Annotated in this window: 13 protein-coding genes and 2 pseudogenes; 7 read left to right on the top strand and 8 right to left on the bottom strand. The window is 42.4% G+C overall.

What is annotated here, in order from left to right; translation table 11 throughout:
- Positions 1-28: 28 nt before the first annotated feature.
- Together CHRO_RS11010 and CHRO_RS11005 are read right to left on the bottom strand one after the other, a co-directional pair.
- Complete coding sequence (locus tag CHRO_RS11010; RefSeq protein ID WP_015154282.1) at positions 29-670, bottom strand: hypothetical protein; 642 nt, start codon at positions 668-670, stop codon at positions 29-31.
- On the bottom strand, positions 667-1,338 hold the full coding sequence (locus CHRO_RS11005; RefSeq protein ID WP_041463030.1) for a hypothetical protein: 672 nt from the start codon (positions 1,336-1,338) through the stop codon (positions 667-669). Before CHRO_RS11005 ends, CHRO_RS11010 begins: the two co-directional genes overlap by 4 nt.
- A 1,184-nt stretch (positions 1,339-2,522) precedes the next feature.
- Between CHRO_RS11005 and psaB the strand changes: the two genes are divergently transcribed.
- The 3 genes from psaB to CHRO_RS30425 all read left to right on the top strand — a co-directional run bounded on the left by psaB (position 2,523) and on the right by CHRO_RS30425 (position 5,901).
- Positions 2,523-4,748 carry a photosystem I core protein PsaB gene (gene psaB, locus CHRO_RS11000; protein ID WP_015154280.1) on the top strand — a complete coding sequence of 742 codons (2,226 nt, stop codon included), beginning with the start codon at positions 2,523-2,525 and terminating at the stop codon, positions 4,746-4,748.
- A gap of 454 nt (positions 4,749-5,202) precedes the next feature.
- On the top strand, positions 5,203-5,688 hold the full coding sequence (locus CHRO_RS10995; protein ID WP_015154279.1) for a photosystem I reaction center protein PsaF subunit III: 486 nt from the start codon (positions 5,203-5,205) through the stop codon (positions 5,686-5,688).
- A gap of 72 nt (positions 5,689-5,760) precedes the next feature.
- Positions 5,761-5,901 (top strand): photosystem I reaction center subunit IX, encoded by a 141-nt coding sequence (locus tag CHRO_RS30425; protein ID WP_015154278.1) that lies wholly within the window; start codon positions 5,761-5,763, stop codon positions 5,899-5,901.
- A gap of 550 nt (positions 5,902-6,451) precedes the next feature.
- Here the strand turns inward: CHRO_RS30425 and thrB are convergent.
- A complete protein-coding gene (gene thrB / locus CHRO_RS10990) occupies positions 6,452-7,387 on the bottom strand; it encodes a homoserine kinase (protein WP_015154276.1) in 936 nt (311 codons plus the stop codon).
- Between the two features lie 284 nt (positions 7,388-7,671).
- Here thrB and CHRO_RS34765 point away from each other — a divergent pair.
- Positions 7,672-7,857 (top strand): annotated as a pseudogene (locus CHRO_RS34765) (MerR family transcriptional regulator); the annotation flags it as partial.
- A 33-nt stretch (positions 7,858-7,890) separates the two neighbouring features.
- Here the strand turns inward: CHRO_RS34765 and CHRO_RS10980 are convergent.
- The 3 genes from CHRO_RS10980 to CHRO_RS10970 all read right to left on the bottom strand — a co-directional run bounded on the left by CHRO_RS10980 (position 7,891) and on the right by CHRO_RS10970 (position 11,704).
- Positions 7,891-8,247 (bottom strand): tRNA-binding protein, encoded by a 357-nt coding sequence (locus CHRO_RS10980; protein ID WP_015154274.1) that lies wholly within the window; start codon positions 8,245-8,247, stop codon positions 7,891-7,893.
- A 58-nt stretch (positions 8,248-8,305) separates the two neighbouring features.
- Positions 8,306-10,120 (bottom strand): molybdate ABC transporter permease subunit, encoded by a 1,815-nt coding sequence (gene modB, locus CHRO_RS10975; protein WP_015154273.1) that lies wholly within the window; start codon positions 10,118-10,120, stop codon positions 8,306-8,308.
- A 234-nt stretch (positions 10,121-10,354) separates the two neighbouring features.
- Positions 10,355-11,704 (bottom strand): DUF8173 domain-containing protein, encoded by a 1,350-nt coding sequence (locus CHRO_RS10970; RefSeq protein WP_015154272.1) that lies wholly within the window; start codon positions 11,702-11,704, stop codon positions 10,355-10,357.
- A gap of 385 nt (positions 11,705-12,089) precedes the next feature.
- On the opposite strand from CHRO_RS10970, the gene CHRO_RS10965 reads away from it, so the two are divergent.
- Positions 12,090-13,310: a hypothetical protein gene (locus CHRO_RS10965; protein WP_041462437.1), complete on the top strand. Its 1,221-nt coding sequence runs from the start codon at positions 12,090-12,092 to the stop codon at positions 13,308-13,310.
- A gap of 73 nt (positions 13,311-13,383) precedes the next feature.
- Here CHRO_RS10965 and CHRO_RS10960 read toward each other — a convergent pair whose 3' ends face one another.
- Both CHRO_RS10960 and CHRO_RS32020 read right to left on the bottom strand, forming a co-directional pair.
- Entirely contained in the window at positions 13,384-14,160 is a 777-nt protein-coding gene (locus CHRO_RS10960) for a class I SAM-dependent methyltransferase (RefSeq protein WP_015154271.1), read from the bottom strand.
- Between the two features lie 39 nt (positions 14,161-14,199).
- Positions 14,200-14,352 (bottom strand): hypothetical protein, encoded by a 153-nt coding sequence (locus CHRO_RS32020; RefSeq protein WP_181245376.1) that lies wholly within the window; start codon positions 14,350-14,352, stop codon positions 14,200-14,202.
- Positions 14,353-14,386: 34 nt separating this feature from the next.
- Here CHRO_RS32020 and metH point away from each other — a divergent pair, with 34 nt between their 5' ends.
- Together metH and CHRO_RS34760 are read left to right on the top strand one after the other, a co-directional pair.
- Positions 14,387-17,923 carry a methionine synthase gene (metH, locus tag CHRO_RS10955; protein ID WP_015154270.1) on the top strand — a complete coding sequence of 1,179 codons (3,537 nt, stop codon included), beginning with the start codon at positions 14,387-14,389 and terminating at the stop codon, positions 17,921-17,923.
- Between the two features lie 726 nt (positions 17,924-18,649).
- Positions 18,650-19,963, top strand: a pseudogene (locus tag CHRO_RS34760) (RNA-guided endonuclease InsQ/TnpB family protein).
- Positions 19,964-19,966 lie beyond the last annotated feature (3 nt).

Here is a 19,966-nt window from a genome sequence, read left to right as displayed (position 1 = left end):
TCACTGGTTACTGGTTACTGGTCACCGATCACTGTCTTAAGGGGGGTCGCCAGCAAAGGTAGGCAAGGGGACCGAGTAATGGAATTAGGGCAATCAGCCAAAATAACTGAGAATTGCTGTAGTATCCGCGCCGCGCCATGTCATCACCGAGGACTGTGGGGAACAACAAGCAAAATAGACAAAATGCTAAACTCATGCCATTGATAAAGCGATCGCTTAGAAATTGCTGAAGATAATTTCCCCAGTCACCAAAAATAATTCCGAAGCCAAGTAAAGCAAGAGTAAATAAAGTCAGAAATAACCCTGTTATGCGGGAATCTAACACCTGCAAAAAAGCATCTTTCTGCCCTGTAAACTCTTGATTTGCTTCTCGTAAAGCTAAGTATGGGATTAAACCAATGACCCCCGTGCCTACAGAGGCGATCGCAAAAGGATAAAATGGTAACTTCTGCATTCTGCCATCAAAGAAAAGCACGCAACTGTAGAGAGCAATACAAACACCAATTAGGGCAAACAAAGACAAAATTACTGGGTTGACACTTGCCCACTGGAACGTCAATATTTTCATCAACAAATTCAAAGTTTCTTGCCAGCGAATCGGCGGGGCAAGAAACAATACATAAATGAGAAATCCCACCCAAATCGTCCATAAAGCAATTTTTCTGTTCATGTCACCACTTGCTGACTCGCTATTGCCGAACTATCCTCTGGTAGAGGCGGACGCACGCACAAATACCCTAAAGAGCCAAATAAAGGAATTAACGCTGTTAACCAAAAAATCACCGAATTATTCATGCCTCTGCGTGCCATATCATCCCCTAATAAAGCAGGAAATAAAACACACAGTAAGCAAAAATCCAAACTCATGACATGAATAAAACGGCTAGTTTGCCACTGCTGCAAAAAATCTGCCCAATCTCCTTTACCCAAACCGTATGCAACTAATGCGATCGCACCTATACTCAAAACAACACCAGTTAGCCGTGCATCTAATAACTTGAGCAACAGATTTTTCTGACCTGGAAACGTTGGATTCGGTTGACGTAATGCCAAATAAGGCAATAAAGCAAATGCGCCTACACCCATTGATATAGTTGCAAATATCCAAGCAGGAATCTTTTGCCCCCTACCATCAATAAACAGCAAGCAACTGTAAATTAGTGGAAAAACTCCCATCAAATTAAATATGGAAACAATTAGAGGATTGATTCCCGCCCACTTGCCTGTAGAAAGATTTGTAATTAACTCCAGTGTATTTGGTTGGTCGGGGGGCGCGAATACGAAAGCGTAAGTAATAAATCCTAGCCACAGCAACCAAAATCCAATCTTTCTGCTCATCATAAGGTAAGTATGTAGAGTAAAAGAACTAAATAACAACTCTACTTTAATTTTTGCGATCGCCCAAGATATTTAGATAGAATCTTCGACTCGCTCTCTTAAATCTTAAAATTGCTCTCTTTTACGCGCTTACGCCTAAAGGAAGAGTTGTTTATCAGTTGCCAGTTTATTTCAACTTACGACTTACGACTTACGACTTACCAATTACTTATACCATTTCTTTAAAACTACGCCACAGAAGATCCCCCTACCCTTAATAAGGGGGGCTATGGGGGATCGAATCTAGTACAATAATAAACAGAATTTGTATTATTCCCAATTTCCCTCAACACCTTCTCTGCTTGCCCAATAAAGCGACGATTGCGTTTGTAGTGAAAATGCGTGCAGTTTACAAAGCGCCCACAATCAAAATTCAGTCATGAGAAAATAGAGGATGTTTATCATTACTTATATTCCTTAAACTATAGTTTGGTAACTTCCTTTATATGGGAAAAATTACCTTTGCATACTATAGTTAAAATGCCCAATTTAACTAATAAAACTGAACTTTGTGATGTAGAGAGTATTTAGAGCATATTTTGGCGATCGCACATTAGAATTATTTATATTTTTCCTCGTAGGGTAGGCAGCGCCCACCTCCAGCTCATTTATCTAGAGAGCGTTTGAAACGTACTCTAACAATCGCATATTAGAATTATTTATGGATATAATTGATTAAGTCACTCGTGAGTTGTTGACTCACTGCGGCATAACATAAAGTGCCAAATTAAGAAGGTTGCTTAAACAAATGCAACATTACTCTGTGGCGATACTTTAGCTGCAAAAGCTTAGTATAGTTAGGGTTTGATAGATTTAACCAGAACGCTTCAATTTATAAATCTAAAAGCAATTTCATAATTTGAAAAGTGCTTTACTAGCCTTAATAAATCGCTAAATAATTTAATAATGCTTCTATGTGCGAATGCACAAGGACTGAGTTAGTTTTTATTCGCAATAAGTTAGTTTTGTTGCATTTAGCTACTGAATTGCGCTATTAAAACTACACCTCAATACGGTATCTAGTGAATTTAATTACAGTAGTTTCTCTTCGGCTTCATGTCGAGGGAGATTTCGTTTGTCTGTACTGTTTTGCTAATTCAGATTAATAACAACGGATTAGCTAATTGGAGGATTTAGTAAAGTAAATGGCAACTAAATTTCCCAAATTTAGCCAAGATCTCGCACAAGACCCGACCACTCGTCGGATATGGTATGGGATTGCTACCGCCCACGACTTTGAAAGTCACGATGGAATGACTGAAGAAAATCTTTATCAAAAGATTTTTGCTACACACTTCGGTCACATTGCCATCATCTTTCTTTGGGCATCCAGCCTTCTATTCCACGTAGCTTGGCAAGGAAATTTTGAGCAGTGGATAAAAGATCCGCTGCACGTCCGTCCCATTGCCCACGCAATTTGGGACCCTCAATTCGGTAAAGCCGCAGTTGATGCTTTTACCCAAGGTGGGGCAAGCTATCCCGTCGATATTTCCTACTCTGGTGTTTATCACTGGTGGTACACCATCGGGATGCGGACGAATAACGACCTCTATATGGGTTCGGTGTTCCTACTCGTGCTAGCTTCAGTATTCTTGCTAGCTGGCTGGTTGCACTTACAGCCCAAATTCCGCCCAGGACTTGCCTGGTTTAAGAGTGCGGAGTCTCGCCTGAACCATCACTTAGCGGGATTGTTTGGCGTTAGCTCCTTGGCTTGGACTGGACACCTAGTTCACGTTGCAATTCCCGAGGCTCGCGGACAGCACGTCGGTTGGAGTAACTTTCTGACTACACCACCCCATCCAGAAGGTCTAACGCCCTTCTTTACGGGGAAATGGGCGGCTTATGCTGCTAACCCTGACACTGCCAATCATGTCTTTGGAACCTCTCAGGGTGCGGGTACGGCGATCTTGACCTTTTTGGGTGGCTTCCACCCTCAAACTCAGTCTTTGTGGCTGACGGATATCGCTCACCATCATTTGGCGATCGCAGTATTATTCATCGTTGCCGGACATATGTACCGTACCAACTTCGGTATCGGTCACAGCATCAAGGAGATGATGAATGCTAAAACCTTCTTTGGTGTTCCAGTAGAAGGTCCGTTCAATATGCCTCACCAAGGCATTTACGACACCTACAATAACTCTCTCCACTTCCAACTCGGCTGGCACTTGGCTTGCTTAGGGGTCATCACCTCGTTGGTGGCACAACACATGTATTCCCTGCCTCCCTATGCATTCATGGCGCAGGACTACACGACCCAGGCAGCGTTATACACGCACCACCAGTACATTGCTGGATTCATCATGCTGGGGGCTTTTGCTCACGGCGCGATCTTCTGGGTACGGGACTACGACCCAGAACAGAATAAGGGCAATGTCTTAGAGCGTGTCTTGAAGCACAAAGAGGCGATTATCTCTCACCTGTCTTGGGTATCGCTGTTCTTGGGCTTCCATACCCTCAGTCTTTACGTTCACAACGATGTAGTGGTTGCCTTTGGAACTCCTGAAAAGCAAATTCTGATCGAACCCGTGTTCGCACAGTTCATTCAGGCTGCTCACGGTAAGGTGTTGTACGGCTTCGATACTCTGTTGTCTAACCCAGATAGTATCGCTACAACAGCTTGGCCCAATCACGGGAATGTCTGGTTGCCTGGTTGGTTAGGTGCGATCAATGCTGGTACGAACTCTTTGTTCTTGACGATTGGTCCTGGTGACTTCTTAGTCCACCACGCATTTGCTCTCGCTTTGCATACAACCACGTTGGTATTAGTTAAAGGTGCGTTGGATGCCCGTGGTTCCAAGCTGATGCCCGACAAAAAAGACTTCGGCTATGCCTTCCCTTGTGATGGTCCTGGTCGTGGCGGTACTTGCGACATCTCCGCTTGGGACTCCTTCTACCTGGCTGCGTTCTGGATGCTCAACACAATTGGTTGGGTGACGTTCTACTGGCATTGGAAGCATCTAGGAATTTGGCAAGGCAATGTGGCTCAGTTCAACGAGTCTTCGACATACCTGATGGGTTGGTTGCGCGATTACCTGTGGCTATATTCAGCTCAGTTAATTAATGGCTATAACCCATACGGCATGAATAACCTGTCTGTCTGGTCTTGGATGTTCCTGTTGGGACACTTAGTATGGGCAACTGGTTTCATGTTCCTGATTTCTTGGCGCGGTTACTGGCAAGAGTTGATCGAAACTTTGGTCTGGGCGCACGAGCGGACACCTCTAGCAAACTTGATTCGCTGGAAAGACAAGCCTGTGGCTCTGTCAATCGTTCAAGCTCGCGTTGTGGGGTTAGCTCACTTTGCGGTTGGCTACGTCCTCACTTATGCTGCTTTCGTAATTGCTTCGACTGCTGGTAAGTTTGGTTAATCGAGCGTAGGGTAAATAAAATCCCCTACTTCACAAATAGGGGATTTTATTAATTGGTTAGTTATCAGTTATCGGTGGTTAGTTATAACTTCTGTCGCTTGTCTACTCAGTTTTAACTTTTAAATTTTGACTTTTGACTTTCTGAAGTTTTCTTCATAAATGAAGCTACAAAATGAGTTACTGAGATGGTTATTATTTTCTAAAACCCTTTCGTAATTAAGTTTTAGTTTTTGAAAAACATATGTAAAGTAATAAAACACAAAACGTTTTTTATCTTGTAGTCAGGACAATTTAAATTTTATCAAATCAGATTAAATTGGGTTTTGAGTCTGTTAGGATACTTGCCAAAGACAACGACGATCGCTCTTTTGCAGAGGCGATCGCGCCTCTAAAACGAACCATTAACAATGCTATGCAGTTCATAAAAAGTGACAGAACAAAAAGCGAAATTAACATGAGGCGGTTATTATTTACACTAGCGATCGCCTTTGTAATTTGGGGCAGTACAATTCCTACGGCTTCTGCGGCTAATAGCACCCTCGTACCTTGTAGCAAATCGCCAGCTTTTCAGGCGCGGATGAAAAATGCTCCTGATACCTATTACTTCAATAAGCCATTTAAGGCTTACGCAAAATACGAACTTTGCGGCACGGATGGTTTACCTCATTTGCCACTCGATCGCTTAGATCGAGCTACTGATGTTTTAGTTCCCATCGGTCTATTTTTGTACGTTGCTGGTTTTATCGGCTGGAGCGGTCGTTCTTATCTCCGTGCCACTAAATCAGCTAGCGATCCCGAAATGAAAGAAATTTTTATCGATTTACCTTTGGCATTGCAGTCTATATCAAAAGCTGTTCTTTGGCCTCTTTTAGCACTGCAAGAGTTCTTGAGTGGTGACTTGACTGCTAGAGATGAGGAAATTCCAATCTCGCCACGATAGCCGAATTAGTTAAGTTGAATTAGTTCAAAACTTTGTGCGCACTATTCGCAATCTCACATTAGGAAAATAACCATGCAACATGTGTTTAAATATCTTACTCTTGCCCCTGTAATGGCAACTTTTACAATGGTTGCTCTTTCGGTAGTGCTAATTATGTTGCAAATTTGGTTTCCAGGTTTGCAGTATGGCACGTATTTTAAGCCTACTCCTTAATCGTCATTTGTCATTGGTCATTAGCAATTTAAATGTAAGGTGGGCATTGCCCACCCTACTAAATAAGCTTAGAATATTTTTCTTCTATTTGACTAGAAGATAAGTTTTTGCTGTAAATAAAACTATCCGCAACTACAATAAAAATGCCTCTAGGTTAGTAGAGGCAGGATTTAATTTATCACTGAGGAATGATAAATTAAAACCCAGGCAACAAATTTTTCCCTTTCATTTTAGAGTATCAATAAATAATAGAAAAATATAAGACTTTGTTACAATTTTAAACACTAATTGGATGGAAAATACAGATGTTCTTTTATGGAATATCGAGTCTGATTTGGCAATATTTTGAATTAGTTTTTCTAACTAATATAAGTGTAATTTATAGTGCGAGTTTCGAGAGCGATCGCTTAAATTATAATATCTTGATAAAGCAAAAGATTGAGTGCGATCGAAGCTAATTATTATGGATACTACTATTACTAACTCAATCAATTGTAGACGCTTTTCTGGTAGGGTGGGCATTGCCCACCCTACATTTAAATTTCACGAATCAAACAGGATTGGTAGTTGCCCCTTGAGTATCGATCGCCAGCGATCGCACCTCAGCATCAATCCCTTGTTGTTGCCAAGCTGTCTGCATTGCCGTTGCTACAGCCGCCGCCTTTGCAGTTTCCGTCAACGCGAGTAAAGTTGGTCCCGCGCCACTAATAACCATTCCGTAGGCTCCAGCAGCTAAAGCGGCATTTTGTACGGCTTCATAACCTGAAATCAGTCTTTGACGGTATGGTTGATGCAGTCGATCTTGCAAAGCTGCACCGATCCATTCTCCATTACCTGTTGCTAAACCCCGCAGTAGTAGTCCTAAATGTGCTGTATTAAAAATTGCATCGGCACGACTCACCTGAGTTGGTAAAACCCGTCGCGCTTCAGATGTCGATAGCTCAAAATCAGGAATTGCAACTACAGGTACGACATTTTCTTGCCACGGAATATCGCAAATTTGCCAGTATGGAGATGTTACATGTAACATCTCTACACTAGCTGCTAGCCGACAGCCACCTAGCAAGGCTGGTACGACATTATCAGGATGTCCTTCCATTGCGATCGCTAAATTCATCACCTCAGCTTGACTTAAAGGCGTACCTGCTAACTGATTTGCACCTACCAAACCACCAACGATTGCAGTAGCCGAACTACCCAAACCCCGCGCCAAAGGTACGCCTAATTCAATTTCAATTGCTACTGCTGGCGGCGATTGCTTGATGTGTTGATACAGTCTCAAAAAAGCCTGGTACAGTAAATTACTCTCATCTGTCTTAACTTTGGCGGCTTCTGTACCTGTAACTGTTATGCTCAGTTTGCCTACTTCCAAGCGGGAAAACTTGAACCGATTGTATAAAGTTAATGCTGCACCAATACAATCAAACCCTGGTCCTAGATTTGCCGTGGTAGCAGGAACGGTGACGGTAATATGAGATTCGGACATTGAAATAATTTACTCTTGATGCCCTTAGAGGAGGGTGTGTACTAGAAATAGATAACAGTTATAGCTATCAGGAGTTACGCATTTGAAGTTTTAGATCTCGCTCCCCCTCTGGCTCCCCCTTTTTAAGGGGGCTTTGCTCCCCCCTTAAAAAGGGGGTTGGGGGATCTGCGTAGCTCCTGAGCTATTCTCAATTGGATCGGGTACATAGATCTGTAGGGGCGCACAGCTGTGCGCCCCTACGAATGTATTTCACCTGTATAGGAAACGCTATAAACGCAGATTTGATGTTTAAAATCGGTGACTTTTTTAAACTTAGTCGCGTATCCATCAAAGCACTACACCTCTACGATAGGATGGGGCTTTTGAAACCAATCCAAGTAGACCAGTTTACCAGCTATCGCTACTACTGTGCTAGTCAATTACCTAGATTAAATCGGATTTTGGCTCTGAAAGATTTAGGCTTTTCCTTACTAAAATTTAATTCCTAGTAGCAACTTTTGCTACTAGCTAATTCGAGTTCCGTTTTCTACAGGTAAGTTTGGCTCTAGTAAAACTACTCCTTGATTATTAGGAACTGCTCCTAATACTAAGACTTCCGACTTAACACCTGCAACTCTTTTAGCAGGGAAGTTAACGACAGCAATAATTTGCTTGCCGATGAGTTCGGCTTTAGAATAGTTATCGGTAATCTGCGCCGAACTCATTTTTTCTCCCAACTCACCAAAATCAATTGTCAAGATATAAGCAGGTTTTTTCGCTTTTAAATTATCTTCAACATCAAGAATTGTCCCAACTCGCATATCGACTTTGAGAAAGTCATCAAAAGAAATTTCTGCGATCGCTGTTTCGTTAACATTCATAATTAAATTTTATTTTTGTATTCGTAGGGTGCTTTGTTCGCAACTCACCCTACCAATTTTACGTCATCAAAATTAACCGCATTGGATCTAGCCTAATATACCAGGGAAACGATCGCCCTTTCAGGATCTCCCACTTTTCCTTAAATACTTCTGCTTGCAGGTGATAATCGCTAGAGTGGGTTGGCTGTTGATACAACTTGAGATATACAGTCATGCGGTGGGGAGTTTCGCTGGTTTGGGCTAAAAAACAAGGAAAAGTATTTTCTCGGTTTGATTCAGTCGTAAAAATAATTTGATGAGCGCGAATTCCTACATATTTTAATTGTTTGGAGATAGATTCTGTGACTTGTAAGTCTACTCCCCAATCTGTTGCTTTTACCATTCCATTGACAGCAATCTCGGCGCAAGAAAAGTTTTTACATCCAGTTAATTGAGCTACACTGTAAGTTTGAGGACGTTCAAATATATCGTGTTTGGAACCGCTAGCGATCGCAGTTCCTTTTTCCATGACTAATAAATTTTGACAAACTCGATAAGCTTCTTCTAAATTATGACTGACAAACAGAGTTACACCTTGATAATTAGACAGAATGGAAATTAATTGCTGTTCTAACTGACTCCGTAAATGAGTATCTAAAGCTGAAAACGGTTCGTCCAATAATAACGCTTCTGGTTGACTGGCTAAAGCCCGTGCCAAAGCGACTCGCTGTTGTTGTCCGCCGGATAGTTGATGGGGATAACGATTAGCACAACCATGTAGTTGCATTGATGCAAGTTGAGTTTCTACGACTTGGATAACTTGTTTTTTTGGCGTAGCTTTCGGTAAACCAAAGGCAATATTTTGCCCTATTGTTAGGTGAGGAAATAAAGCGTAGTTCTGAAACAGAAAACCAATTTTGCGATTGCGTGTGGGAAGATTAATTTGGCGTTGAGAATCAAACAGCACCCGCCCATTTAACTCAATTTTACCAGCATTAGGCGTTTCAATCCCAGCCAGACAGCGCAAAATCATGCTTTTACCTGCGCCAGAAGCTCCCAGAAGTCCTAATGGGCGATCGTCATTACTAAAAGTTACATTCAAGTCAAATTCTGCTAATTGTTTTTGAATATTGACAAATAATTTTGATTCGATAATTGGTAATTGGTAATTGGTAATTGGTAATTGGTAGTTGGTAGTTGACTCTTCTTGCCTCTTGCCTCTTGCCTCTCGCCTCTTACCTCTCGATTGCTGCCAATAATTTACTGCTACAATTCCAGATAGAGAAATTCCCATGATGACTAGCGCCCATCCCCAAGCTTCCTGCATCGAGCCGCCTTCAACTGAGAAGTAAATAGCCATCGGAATAGTTTGCGTTTGTCCGGGGATATTACCTGCTAACATTAATGTTGCACCAAATTCTCCTAACGCGCGAGCAAAAGCTAGCGTCGCACCACCAATAATCCCAGGAATTGCTAAAGGAAAGCTGACACGCCAGAAAACAGTCCATTCAGAAGCACCTAATGTTCTTGCGGCACGGATTAAATTTGCGTCTATTTGTTCAAAGGCTCCCAAAGCAGTTTTGTACACTAATGGAAAGGCTACTACTGTGGCGGTGATGACGGCTGCATACCAAGTGAAGACAATGTTGATATTAAATGATGCCAAAAATTGTCCGAGTATGCCGTATTTTCCAAATAGTACTAGTAATAAAAAACCTACTACTGTTGGTGGTAAAATGAGAGGCAAGATGAATATTCCCTCAATTAGCGATCGCCACTTACCTCGATAACCTAGCATCCAATAGGCGGCGATAATTCCTAGAAAGAAAGTAATAGTTGTGGCAATTAAGGAGGTTTTTAGAGAAATCCATAGAGGGGAAATGTCATTGAACATTTATCTTTCTCTGGCGTAAGTTTGGCGATTCTCTTTACATCTTTGCACGAAGCAAAATAGTATCCTACAATCTATTTCGGAGTGAACCTATTTCTCTACAGCGATCGCAACTCGGTTGTGATTTGAAGATTGTAAACCAACTAAAATATATGTAGCAGTCCTATTTGCTACATGTAACTCAAGCTTAGGATAGGAAGTAATAGATCGCGAGATCGCCAGAACAAGGGATTGTTATTAATGGTTGGCGATTGGGAGTTGGCGATCGACAATTGCAACTTGTGGCTTACGACTGGTAATGTGTTGTGCAAGTGCGCCAAGGCTGACAAAGATCGCGATGAGGGTGACGATCGCCCCTAGTACGGGAATAGATGTCAGCAGCACAAATCCCAATAAACCAATCCCCAGTGCTACAAATTGTCGTATTGGGGGTTGTATTGAGATACTAGGTTGTAATTTTTGCAATAGCCAGCTTCCGGCTAGTAAGCTAAAGACAATCTGCGGCACAAAACTGGCAAAAGTTACAAAGCTGATTGTAAGGGCAAGATTAGCGACTATTCCCAATCCCAAGACTGGTAAAGCGAGACTAGGTAGAGCGATCGCAAAGAGAATAGCGAGTATAACAGTTACAGAGGCGATCGCGATCGTACCTACTCCAACTGCCACAAATGCTAGTATCCCCCAACCTAAATTCGATAACGGTTTAGCTTTGACTCTTGCCGCTAAATTTTGCATCCAAGTGGGGACAAATCGCAGCAATAACCAACCAACGAAGAGTAAAGCCAATAGGCGCTGAATCTGCCAAATTGCTTCCCTAGCTGGATTTGGTGGAGGTGCAATCCGATGTTCTAATGCTTCTCCTACAACTCCACCCGCAATCTTTGCTCTTGGGCTAATTTGAGCCGTAGTCGCAGATTTATAATTGACTTTACCACCAATTTGTGCAGTATCGGTCAGGGTTAAACCTGGTTTAATTGGCGCTACTGTTACGGGGGGTTGAGGCACAAAGGGAATTTCAACCAACTGGGGATCGCCTACTGCTGTGGCTTGCATATTTCCGCCGACGCTTCCCCTCAGTTCCAAGGCATTTGTTGCCGCGATCGCATCGCGTTCTATACTTCCAGCTAACAAAGCTTGGTTGGCAAAGATAGTTAGATCGCCACCTATATTACTGCCAGTTTGATTTTCCCAACTGAAACCAGCCGCGATCGCATCGTCTGCTATCCGTGCTTTTGGCTGAAGAATTAACACCTGTCCAGCCAGTCGCGCATCATCGCCTACACTACCATTAATTGTAATGACTTGTCCTGCTGCAATTAAGTCGCCTTCAACTGTGCCATTCAGGGTAATTTGCTTTGCTGCCAAAACCGCATCGCCTTTGACAGTACCATTCAACAAGATTGTCTCTCCAGCCAAATACACGTCATCGGGAACAATTTGTCCAGCAGCGATCGTGACTTGCTTGCCACTTACGGTATCCTTTGCCCAACTTGGCGTAACGAATAATAGCACCGATAGCAGTACCAAAGCACAGAGAAATTGAATCAAATGTCTTGTGGCAAAGTGCCAGCCTTTGCGACTGTTCATTAGGCTTGCGGCTCCATCTCCATCTGTCTTCACTCTTATGAAGGCTTTTGTCTCTCCTTTAAGTTAGATAACAAAGTTGAGGAAGTTGTGAGGATAGTCGTTCGATCTGGAAATTTGGAGCGCGATCGCGCTAGATTTTTGCAATAGGTGTCATTAATTACAAATTCAGATAGCTGTACTTTTATAGCTCAAGATTTACTTGTTTTTTTATTCTTTCTTCATAAATTCATAATATTTTTTGATAAAAAGCATACAAGAATATTAACTATTAGTAAGCAACTTAGCATATATTCTCTATTAGATGAACTAAGAACTATATGAGGGCGATCGCCTCTTCATACAAAATTGCTTAAAATCATGTTTCGACTTTTCCAGAAAAATTAAGATGGCAGCAGAATTTTACTACAATAAATGCAGATACACATGTTGTATTGTCAACACTGCATCATCTCAAGAACTCAGAATCAGGAACGAACGCGGCGAAGTTTTAGCAGTAGAAAAGGGTAAAACAATCGGTCTTCAAGGTAAGATAAGGGAAAATTCTAAACGAGTAAATGTTTCTCAACCTTATTTATATAACTTAATCAAAGCTGCTATGAATGCTTTAGAGATAGCAGATAAATCTCGGATGCTGATGGAACAAGAAGCTGTGATTGAAAAGCAGAACGAACAGGTCGAACTTCTGAAGCAAGAACTAGAGCTTTTTCATCGAAACAAGATTTTATCGCTAGAACAAGAAGATAAATTGTTGCATTTGCAGAATCAACTCAAAGAGCATGAGTTTTTAGTTGAGAAACAAAAAAAGAAAATTTTAAAACTTGAAGACGCACAAAGTCAGTTTCCACAAACTATTTCTTTAGAAAATGCCGAGAAACAAGTTAAGTCCAAGCTAGGACTTTTAGCGTGGAATTGCTTGCACCCAGCTAGCCAAAGAGATTTACGCAACGCCTACAGATATTACAAAATGATAAAGACAGAAGAGTTCACCACTTCTGCCGATTATTCCGATGCAGGACATCCCTTGGGATTAGTAGCAGAAAGAGAAATTGTTAATCCTTTTTTCAAACAACTTTATCAGTTCTTGTTAACTAAAAACACCTCTGTTAGTTTTTTTGAAAAGACTCCTATTTTGCTAGGAAGCATTAATCTAATCATTGATGGAGAATACACGCTGGGAGATCTACGAATCTTGTTATCTCAGCAGTGGCAAACTTTTACAAAATTTAGCTTGCAGCAAGAAACGATGCCTAAGACAAATTTATACTACACCGTTGAACGTAGCGATAAAATTAGTCAAGCTGACCGACTGTTAGTGCAACAATTCTTGCAACAATGGAAACACCCCTTATCCCTGTGGTTAGCTCAAAGTTATGCAGCTGCTTCTACCATAGATCAAATAAGAAAATTACGTAATATTGCTGCCCATTCAAATTCTATGCACTTATGGCAGTTTACAGAGTTATGGTTTCTGTTGGTCGGTAGTAAAACCCGTAAAGGGGTGTTACAAGAAATTCATCACAATAGCTCTCTCACCGAAAATGTTTGTCATGCAGTAAAAGAGAAAGCAGTAACTTTTAACTATTTTCCAACATACTCAAGTATATAACAGTCATATTCAATTGAGGGAATTTAAGTGGAGGGTGGACAATGCCTACCCTCCTATCTGTTTTCTGTAATTGTCATTTAGCAACTATAATTCGATAACCGACATCAAATTCTGTAAATTCTAAATATTTGCCATATTTTATCTGCCATTCCCCACTCGCTAAATCTGCCTCTAGTTGCTTCACGCCTGTCTCTACTAACTGAGGATCGGTTAAAGCAAAAGCTGACATACTCGCCCGAATTTCAGAATTTAAATACATTTTGGGTTGCTGCCAACCTGCGGCAAGAAACAAATATGTTAAATCTGGTGGTAAAGGAAAAGGGTAAATATCTACTGTATTTTTAAGATGAGTTTGAATAAACGATACAATATATTCTAGGGGGAAAAATGAGTCTTCATCATATTCCCAAAGAAACGGAAAATAATCATCCAACCAAAAATCTTTTCTAGCTTGAGAGTCATAAGTAAAAAAAGCGATCGCCCCCGTCCTGACAACTCGATGTATTTCCAACAAAGCAGCTTCTAAATCTGTAAAATGATGTAGAGACAAAATACAAATAGCTGCATCAACTGAATTATCGGGTAAAGGAATTGCCTCTGCACATCCATCAAACCACTTCACATGAGAATGAGGTATAGCCTGAGAACGCATTACCTCAGAAGGTTCGACAGCATAGACCAAAAATCCTCGTTCTGCGATCGCCCGACTATATCCTCCCGTACCCGCACCAATATCGGCAATAGTGCTGCCAGGTTTCAACTGAAGTGCATTGAGCAAACAATCGACAATGCGACGGTCTGGCAATCGGAATTGAGCGTAGGATTTACCGATAGTGTCGTATGTAGACATAGAAATAAGGATGAAGAGATAAAAATTTTAGCTCTCATCTTACCCTACTCCCGACTCCTGTACGGGCGGGTTTGTCAACCCGCCCGTACCGACTCCATAGATAAAAATTCTGCGATCGCTTGGAAAATTCCAGAAAGTCGGCAAAATAGATAACAGGTAAGAAAATCTTAAATTATCTAAACTGTAGTCCAAATATCATTCCTAACTCTGCTAAACAGCGTGGCACATGAATAGTTTGTTTCTATCTCGACTGCATAGCCCAGAACGCCCAGTTATTGTATTTGACGGCGCAATGGGGACGAATTTACAATCGCAAAACCTGACGGCTGAGGATTTTGGCGGTTCTCAGTACGAAGGCTGTAACGAATATCTCGTTCACACCAACCCAGAAGCAGTGGCAAAAGTTCATCGCGACTTCTTCGCTGCTGGTGCGGACGTGGTGGAAACCGATACCTTTGGCGGGACATCCATCGTTTTAGCAGAGTATGACTTAGCGGATAAAGCCTATTATTTAAATAAAACCGCAGCAGAACTTGCCAAGCGGGTAGCCGCAGAATTTTCTACCCCAGAAAAACCGCGCTTTGTGGCGGGTTCGATGGGTCCTGGAACTAAACTGCCAACTTTGGGACACATCGATTTCGACACGATGAAAACGGCTTACGTCGAACAAGCAGAAGCCTTGTATGATGGTGGTGTCGATCTATTCATTGTCGAGACGTGTCAAGACGTACTGCAAATTAAAGCAGCCTTGAATGCGATCGAAGAAGTGTTTGCTAAAAAAGGCGAACGTCGTCCTTTAATGGTTTCCGTAACGATGGAATCGATGGGGACGATGCTAGTCGGAACGGAAATTAATGCCGCGCTAACAATTCTGGAACCCTATAAAATTGACATTCTCGGTCTGAACTGCGCCACGGGACCAGACTTGATGAAGCCGCACATTAAATATTTGTCGGAACACTCACCTTTTATCGTTTCCTGTATTCCTAACGCGGGTTTACCGGAAAACGTCGGCGGACAAGCACATTATCGCCTTACACCGACAGAACTGCGGATGCATTTGATGCATTTTGTGGAAGATTTGGGTGTCCAAGTAATCGGGGGTTGCTGTGGGACACGTCCAGCACACATTCAACAACTGGCTGAAATTGCTAAAGAATTAAAACCAGGGGTGAGAAATCCGCAACTAGAACCCGCAGCAGCATCAATTTATAGCACTCAACCCTACGAACAGGATAACTCTTTCCTGATTGTCGGGGAACGCTTAAACGCCAGTGGTTCTAAAAAGTGCCGCGATTTACTCAATGCTGAAGATTGGGACGGATTGGTATCGATGGCAAGGGCGCAGGTTAAAGAAGGCGCGCACGTCCTCGATGTTAACGTGGATTACGTGGGACGAGATGGCGAACGGGATATGCACGAATTAGTGTCCCGTTTGGTGAATAACGTTACTCTACCTTTGATGCTGGACTCTACGGAATGGCAAAAGATGGAGGCGGGGTTAAAGGTGGCTGGGGGTAAATGCATCCTCAACTCTACCAACTACGAAGACGGGGAAGAAAGATTCCTCAAAGTTTTGGAATTGGCGAAAAAGTATGGTGCTGGTGTCGTCATTGGTACGATTGACGAAGATGGAATGGCACGGACGGCAGATAAAAAGTTTGAAATTGCCCAGCGTGCCTACAGACAAGCAGTAGAATACGGCATTCCTGCCCGCGAAATCTTTTTCGATACTCTCTGTTTGCCAATTTCGACGGGGATTGAAGAAGATAGAAAAAATGGTAAGGCGACAATTGAAGCGGTGCGTCGCATTCGCCAGGAACTACCAGGCTGTCATATTATGCTGGGTGTTTCCAACGTTTCCTTTGGTTTGAACCCAGCAGCGCGGATCGTACTCAATTCCATGTTTCTACACGAAGCAATGCAGGTAGGAATGGATGGGGCGATCGTCAGTGCAAGTAAAATCTTACCATTAGCGAAGATTGAGGAGAAACATCAAGAAGTTTGCCGTCAGCTGATTTACGACGATCGCAAGTTTGAAGGTGATGTTTGCGTTTACGATCCTTTAACTGAGTTGACGACGCTATTTGAAGGGGTGACAACAAAACGCGATAAAGGTGTAGATGAAAATCTTCCGATTGAAGAACGCCTCAAACGCCACATCATCGACGGCGAACGGATTGGTTTAGAACAAGCTTTAGCCCAAGCCATGAAGCAATATCCACCTTTGGATATTATCAATGTCTATCTACTTGATGGCATGAAAGTTGTTGGCGAACTGTTTGGTTCGGGACAAATGCAACTCCCCTTCGTGTTACAGTCGGCGGAGACGATGAAAGCAGCCGTAGCTTATCTCGAACCCCACATGGAAAAGTCGGAAGGTGGTAACAGCGCCAAAGGAACCTTTATCATTGCCACTGTGAAGGGTGATGTCCACGACATCGGTAAGAATTTGGTAGATATCATCCTGTCAAACAACGGCTACAAGGTGATTAACCTGGGAATCAAGCAGCCTGTAGAAAATATCATCAATGCCTACGAACAGCACAAAGCTGATTGTATTGCCATGAGTGGCTTGTTAGTAAAATCCACCGCTTTCATGAAAGAGAATTTGGCGACATTCAACGAAAAAGGAATTACCGTTCCGGTAATTTTAGGTGGTGCGGCACTCACACCAAAGTTTGTCTACGAAGATTGCCAAAACACTTACAAAGGCAAAGTCGTTTACGGCAAAGATGCGTTTTCCGACTTGCACTTCATGGATAAATTAATGCCAGCGAAGGCTACAAGTCAATGGGATGACTTGCAAGGCTTTTTGGGTGAATTAGCCGACACAGAAGTCAATGGGAACGGACACAAAGAACCTACTGTAGAATCGCCTGTACGGGCGCACAGCAGTGCGCCCCTACCGACAGAAATTGACACCAAGAGATCCGAAGCGGTAGCAGTAGATGTAGAACGTCCTACACCGCCTTTCTGGGGAACAAAGCTATTGCAACCACAAGATATTCCTTGGGATGAGATTTTCTGGCATTTAGATTTACAGGCTTTAATTGCCGGACAATGGCAATTCCGCAAGCCGAAGGAACAATCTAAGGAAGAATATCAAGCTTTCTTAAATGAGAAAGTCTATCCAATTCTAGAAGATTGGAAGCAAAAGATTGTTGCCGAAAATCTCTTGCACCCACAAGTGATTTATGGGTATTTCCCCTGTCAGTCAGAAGGAAATACATTGTATGTCTACAATCCAGAAAACCACGCCGAACAAGTAACATCGTTTGAATTTCCCAGACAAAAATCCTTACGCCGTCTGTGTATTGCTGATTTCTTCGCGCCAAAGGAGTCGGGAATTATCGATGTTTTCCCCATGCAGGCGGTGACGGTAGGACACATTGCTACAGAATACGCTCAAAAGCTATTTGCAGCCAATCAGTATACAGACTACCTCTACTTCCACGGGTTAGCCGTGCAATTAGCAGAAGCTTTAGCAGAGTGGACACACGCCAGAATCAGGCGCGAATTGGGGTTTGGGGCTGAAGAACCAGATAACATTCGGGATATGCTGGCGCAACGCTATCGCGGTTCGCGCTACAGCTTTGGTTATCCCGCCTGTCCGAATATTCAGGATCAGTACAAGCAACTGGATTTGTTAGAGACGAAGAGGATCGATTTGTATATGGATGAAAGCGAACAGCTTTATCCCGAACAATCTACCACTGCCATTGTGACCTATCACCCAGTCGCAAAATACTTTAGCGCTTAAATTTGAGGGAACGGGGAACTGTTGCCTGTTTCCCGTCCCCTATTTCCTCCCAGAGGACAGCCGTTGTATCTTGAGTTATACCCACTAGATCGATACGTTTAAGCATTAAGCCAAGGCAATGTTAATACATTGCTGCTGTTGTTAAACCAGACTGAGAAATTTTCATCGCTATTGAGAACTTCTATGGCTGTTGTAATTGTCGCGTAGGTCATATCAATTGCCTTCCAGTAATACCTTTCATCCCGATCTTTACGTCTATTAACACGTTAGGTTTTAGTGTTATGACAGTTTAGAGGTTGTCTGAGAAGTAGTTTTTCAGGTACTTCAGTTCGTTCGGTATTCGTTCATTACTGCTAATGCTTGTAACAAAGAATTCTGCCTATTGGTTGAGGAAAAGTACGCCAGCGTACATAAACATGGAATTCAGACAAAAGGTCTTTCATGTCGCTCCTACCAGCCGTTCCTACTGCAACGCTAGTTGGTAGGAATTTTCTTAGGTGCGTACATTACTGGTTGATGGTGGAATCGTTGCAGGATTACGCGGATAGCCCTGACACAATGCTATTGCTCTAATTACCTAAAACATCGGAACGCTTGAAAGCCCAGTCTCTTCAGAGCTGGGATGAAAAGCGAAGCTTAGTTTTAACTAACCATCTCTCTTGTTTATATCTTAATATTTGGAATCATCACTTTGTTGTATATTAATTAACTAGGAGGTGATGCTAATTGTACGGATGTCAACAAGTTTTACTGCACCCAGATAGCGAGTTAGAAGCAATTCTGGAATTCATTTGCAAAACCGCAAATTCTTTGACTAACTGCGGTATATATTTTGCTCGACAGATGTACTTCAAAGCTAAAACAATTGTTGGCAAGTTCGACTTGGAATCAGAATACAAAACCAATAAACATTTCAAGGCGTTGCACTCACAAGCAGCCCAACAAGTGTTAAGATCTGTCTCCGAATCATTCGAGTCATTTAAGAAGTTGAAATCTGCGTTTAATCGAGGAGAAATTGCGGATAAGCCTAGACCAGCGAAATATCGCAAATCGGGAGGTTTCGCGCTTGTCTCTTATCCCAAGCAGGCATTAAAGCTAATCAATAACCAAATACGTATTCCGCTTGGAAAATAAGTTAAGTGTTGGTTTGGTCTTGACTGCTTCTTTGTTCCGATGCCGTCAAATCTAATGAGAGATGGCGGGGGGAAACATTCCTCCCGCCACTCTCTCAAGTTTGCAGACATTAAGGAACTACGGATACTGCCAAGAAATCGGTGTTTCTACGTCGAGTTTGTCTACAAAACTAATGTTATCGAAGTGGATGTAGACCCGAACAATGCATTAGGTATTGACCCAGGAATCTCGAATTGGCTGACTTGTACTTCCAGTGTTGGTACTAGCTTTATTGTTGACGGTAGGCACATCAAATCACTCAATCGCTGGTACAACAAGCAAGTTTCCACGCTCAAAGAAAACAAGCCTCAAGGCTTTTGGTCTAATCGGTTGGCGGCTATCACTGAAAAGCGCAATCGACAGATGAGAGATGCGATAAATAAGGCAGCAAGATTAGTCGTCAACCACTGCATTGAACATCGTATCGGTACGATAGTATTTGGCTGGAACCAAGGACAACGGCAAGAGATAAAATTGGGTAAAAACAATCAATCTTTTGTGCAAATTCCAACCGCAAGACTCAAAGAAAGAATTAGCCAATTCTGCCAACAGTACGGCATAAGGTTTGTTGAAATAGAGGAAGCGAATACCTCTGCCGCGTCATTTTTGGATAACGATACTCTCTCCAAACATGGTGAAAAACCCACAAACTGGAGAGCGTCAGGAAAGCGAGTTAAGCGCGGATTGTACCGAACAGCTAATAATTGGTACGTTAATTGCGATGCTCAAGCGGCAGCAAATATTATTCGTAAAGTAAGCAGAACGCTTGGTTTAGACCTAAGCCGACTGTGTAGGGGCGCTTTGACTCGTCCCCAGAGAATTCGTCTCTGGTCAGCTAAATTGAAACGCGAAGTGGCGCGTCTTTAGACC

It is taken from the genome of Chroococcidiopsis thermalis PCC 7203 (assembly GCF_000317125.1).
GTDB lineage: Bacteria > Cyanobacteriota > Cyanobacteriia > Cyanobacteriales > Chroococcidiopsidaceae > Chroococcidiopsis > Chroococcidiopsis thermalis.
The sequence above is the reverse complement of the archived record's forward strand: the minus strand, read 5'-3'. Positions and strand labels throughout refer to the sequence as shown.